Here is a 3,360-nt window from a genome sequence, read left to right on the forward strand (position 1 = left end):
TGAGCTGCAGTACGGGCAGTAACACCCGCAATAAACAGTTCAATCAGTTTGTTTTGCTTGTACTGGCTTAAACGGCTTCTTCTCATAGGGGTTATTCTAACCTGAAATTAGATTTCCCTAATTATCTAGTACAGCCCCTAAAAAAATGCCGCCTGAAAATTATCTTTCAGGCGGCATTTTTTTTTTCAGAAATACTGAATTTATTTGGCTGCTTCTTTAGCTTCTTGAGCCGCGTCTTTTGCTGCTTCAACAGCGTTTTCAGCTGCATCTTTGGCATCAGCCGCTGCATCTTTGGCTGCGTCAGCTGCATTGTTTGCCGCATCTTTGGCATCGTTTTTGGCATCGGTCATGGCAGAAGCGGCGTTATCAGTGGCTTCTTTTACCGCAGCGGCTGCATCGTTTGCCGCATCTTTGGCATCAGAGGTTACGGCTTGAGCCGCTTCTTTAGATTCTTGTTTGGCTTCTTGTGAACAAGCCGCCAAACCGGCTACCATCATCGCAGCAATCAGAAATTTTTTCATATTTTGTCCTTTCATTATCAATGTATCGGTTTTGAGCCGATGGAAAATCATAGCACAGCGTATGCATTACGACAGCTTTATTTCGATAAAAAATACGGCAAATAAAATTTTTTTCAAAAAGGTGTTGACGGCAAGAAATCAGGTCTATATAATTTAAAGCTTATCGGGTCGTTAGCTCAGTCGGTAGAGCAGCGGACTTTTAATCCGTTGGTCGAAGGTTCGAATCCTTCACGACCCACCAAATAAATCAAAAAAAGCCATCGTTTTCGATGGCTTTTTTGTTAAGGGCGAAAGTTAAAAGCTTCGAACTTTTAAAACCTAACCTGAGACCTTTGCAAAACCTCATGAACCACCAATAAAAACCAAAACAGCCGTCATTTCCGCAAAGGCGGGAATGGGCATCTACCTTAAAATCTCAGAAACTTATTTTATTCAATAGGTTGCCATGTTCAAAAATGGATTCCTGCCTGCGCGGGAATAACGTCGACTTTTTGTGCTGTGGCTTTTCAGGGAGTTTTGCAAAGTCTCAACCTATCAAAAAAGCCGTCTGAACGCTTTTCAGACGGCTTTGGCATGTTAATTTTAGCTTGAATTATTCTACAACAATTTTCGGGAAGCGGCTGCTGAAGTCTTTGCCTTTATCGGCAACAGATAAAGCCAGTTGGAACGCAGCGTCGGTGTAGATTTTTTCCACTTCGCCGTGGTTTTCCAATAACGCGGCAGCTTGGCCGTTGTCCATTGCTTCGCGCACCGGCAGGCTGAGCGGCAGCTGTCCGAGCAACGGCACATTCAGACGGCCTGCCAAGTCTTTGCCGCCTGCAGTACCGAAAATGGCTTCGCTGTGGCCGCAGTTGGAGCAAATGTGTACCGACATGTTTTCCAAAACGCCGAAGATTGGAATGTTCACTTTTTTGAACATATCCACCGCTTTGCGTGCATCAATCAGGGCGATGTCTTGCGGTGTGGTCACGACCACGGCGCCGGTTACCGGAATTTTTTGCGACAGGGTTAATTGAATATCGCCGGTGCCCGGTGGTAAGTCAATAAACAGGTAATCCACATCGTCCCATTCGCTTTGGAACAATAATTGTTGTAAAGCTTGGTTCAATAGCGGGCCGCGCCAAATTACAGCTTGGTCGGTATCCATCAGAAAACCGATCGACATGACTTGAATGCCGCTTTCGGTGGTAACCGGCACCAGTTTTTCGTTTTTGGTATCCGGCTTGCCGGCAGATACGCCCAGCATGGTCGGTTGGCTCGGGCCGTATAAATCGGCATCCAAAACACCAACGCGTGCGCCCATGCGCGCCATGGCGGTGGCCAAGTTGGCGGTGGTGGTAGATTTGCCCACGCCGCCTTTGCCGGAGCCGACAGCGATGATATTTTTCACGCCTTTGGTGGTGCTCACGCCCGGCTGCACTTTGTGTGTGCCTATCACGGTGTCGATGTTCAAGTGAATGCCGGTATCGCCGGTGAAACCGATGATGGCTTCCTGAATGCGGTTGGCCAATTCGTTGCCGATGTGCAAAACGGGATAGCCGAATTGCAGGGTAATATGCAGGCCGTCTGAATTATGGTTGACGCTTTTGACGGCATTTTCGCTGCCGAGCGTGCGTTGTGTGTGTGGAATGGCGACTGTTTGCAGGGTAGTCTGAATCTCTTGGATATTCATGAATTTCTCGATATGAATGAAATGTGGTGGTTTACAATTGGGTTGATTACGCTAAATTCAAGCTTGTGATCGGCCTTGAATGTCTATGCGTGTATTTTAACAGAGCGGATTTGTTTGTGCTGGGTATCCCGATTCTTTCAGGCGGCCTTTAACCTATATTTATGCGGCAATGAAACGGATGGTAAGAAAAGTTAAGATGCCCTTTACGCTTTTTTCTCAATATTACATTAATGAATTAAAATGTATTATTGTGTAATATGCTTTGTAAAGCTATGTAATATGGGCTTTCCCGGTTGCATTATCGAAAATGATTGTGCTATTGTAGAACCATGCATTCGGTTAATACCTGTCTGAATGCGCAACTAATTCAAATATACACAGCTGAGGAGATTCTTATGTTACATTATGCAATCGTATTTTTTGTGATTTCGATTATTGCTGCGGTTTTGGGCTTCGGTGGTATTGCCGGTAGCGCCGCAGGTATTGCAAAAATCTTATTTGTCGGTTTCTTGATTTTGGCGGTATTGTCGCTGATTTTCGGCCGCAAACGCTGAGATAGGCAAACGGTGAAATAATAAAATGATGAAAAACCATTCTATTGAATGGTTTTTTTATTTATATAGTTAATTTAAAAGAAAGTAGTACAACCTGAGACCTTTGCAAAATCCCTATCTTTGGTGCAGTTCGAAGTTGTAGCAGCACAGAAACCGCAGACATATCATATAAGATAGACAAGCTTTTGAGCAGCGCATAACGAAGAAATGTGTCAAAGATAGGGATTTTGCAAAGGTCTCAACCCATTTTTCGGATTAAAAATGGCACATTCAATTGAATTAGAAATAAGGCATCAAGTGATTATGAACAATACCAAAATATCAGCAACGTTGGTCAATGAGCAATGCTTATATTACCTGTTTCAAATAAGCAATCGGTTACTATTTTAGACAATGCACGATTTCATCGTCGGGGTATTCTGCGGGGTATGCAAGGCAAAAAGCGCAGGGAGGTTGAACATCTTGCGAGCATTTTTAATGCCACAGGCGGGATTTTTGATCAAAAACACCGCCGTTGCTGTGGGGTGGTGTTAGTTTTGTCATGGGACAATAAATACCATAAACGGAAAAAAATCCAAATAAAACAAAAAATAAGGGGAAATTTGAGTAGAAA

At 44.0% G+C, this 3,360-nt stretch carries 3 protein-coding genes, 1 tRNA gene and 2 pseudogenes; 3 read left to right on the forward strand and 3 right to left on the reverse strand.

What is annotated here, in order from left to right; all coding sequences use genetic code 11:
- Together ACFPVS_RS13510 and ACFPVS_RS13515 are read right to left on the reverse strand one after the other, a co-directional pair.
- A pseudogene (locus tag ACFPVS_RS13510) lies at positions 1-86 on the reverse strand (IS1595 family transposase); the annotation flags it as partial.
- A 114-nt stretch (positions 87-200) separates the two neighbouring features.
- The gene (locus ACFPVS_RS13515) at positions 201-521 is read right to left on the reverse strand and encodes a hypothetical protein (protein WP_123804975.1); all 321 of its coding nucleotides are present in this window, start codon (positions 519-521) and stop codon (positions 201-203) included.
- A 165-nt stretch (positions 522-686) separates the two neighbouring features.
- On the opposite strand from ACFPVS_RS13515, the gene ACFPVS_RS13520 reads away from it, so the two are divergent.
- Positions 687-762, forward strand: a tRNA-Lys gene (locus ACFPVS_RS13520).
- A gap of 351 nt (positions 763-1,113) precedes the next feature.
- On the opposite strand, the gene apbC is transcribed toward ACFPVS_RS13520, so the two are convergent.
- A complete protein-coding gene (gene apbC, locus ACFPVS_RS13525) occupies positions 1,114-2,193 on the reverse strand; it encodes an iron-sulfur cluster carrier protein ApbC (RefSeq protein ID WP_378595856.1) in 1,080 nt (359 codons plus the stop codon).
- 395 nt (positions 2,194-2,588) lie between these two features.
- On the opposite strand from apbC, the gene ACFPVS_RS13530 reads away from it, so the two are divergent.
- Both ACFPVS_RS13530 and ACFPVS_RS13535 read left to right on the forward strand, forming a co-directional pair.
- Complete coding sequence (locus ACFPVS_RS13530; protein ID WP_095503741.1) at positions 2,589-2,747, forward strand: DUF1328 domain-containing protein; 159 nt, start codon at positions 2,589-2,591, stop codon at positions 2,745-2,747.
- 344 nt (positions 2,748-3,091) lie between these two features.
- Positions 3,092-3,360: pseudogene (locus ACFPVS_RS13535) on the forward strand (hypothetical protein); the annotation flags it as partial.

Source organism: Neisseria weixii (assembly GCF_042658245.1).
GTDB lineage: Bacteria > Pseudomonadota > Gammaproteobacteria > Burkholderiales > Neisseriaceae > Neisseria > Neisseria weixii.

Coding starts and splice junctions, on each gene's coding strand:
- ACFPVS_RS13515 (WP_123804975.1), bottom strand. CDS start 521: ATGAAAAAATTTCTGATTGCTGCGATGATGGTAGCCGGTTTGGCGGCT.
- apbC (WP_378595856.1), bottom strand. CDS start 2,193: ATGAATATCCAAGAGATTCAGACTACCCTGCAAACAGTCGCCATTCCA.
- ACFPVS_RS13530 (WP_095503741.1), top strand. CDS start 2,589: ATGTTACATTATGCAATCGTATTTTTTGTGATTTCGATTATTGCTGCG.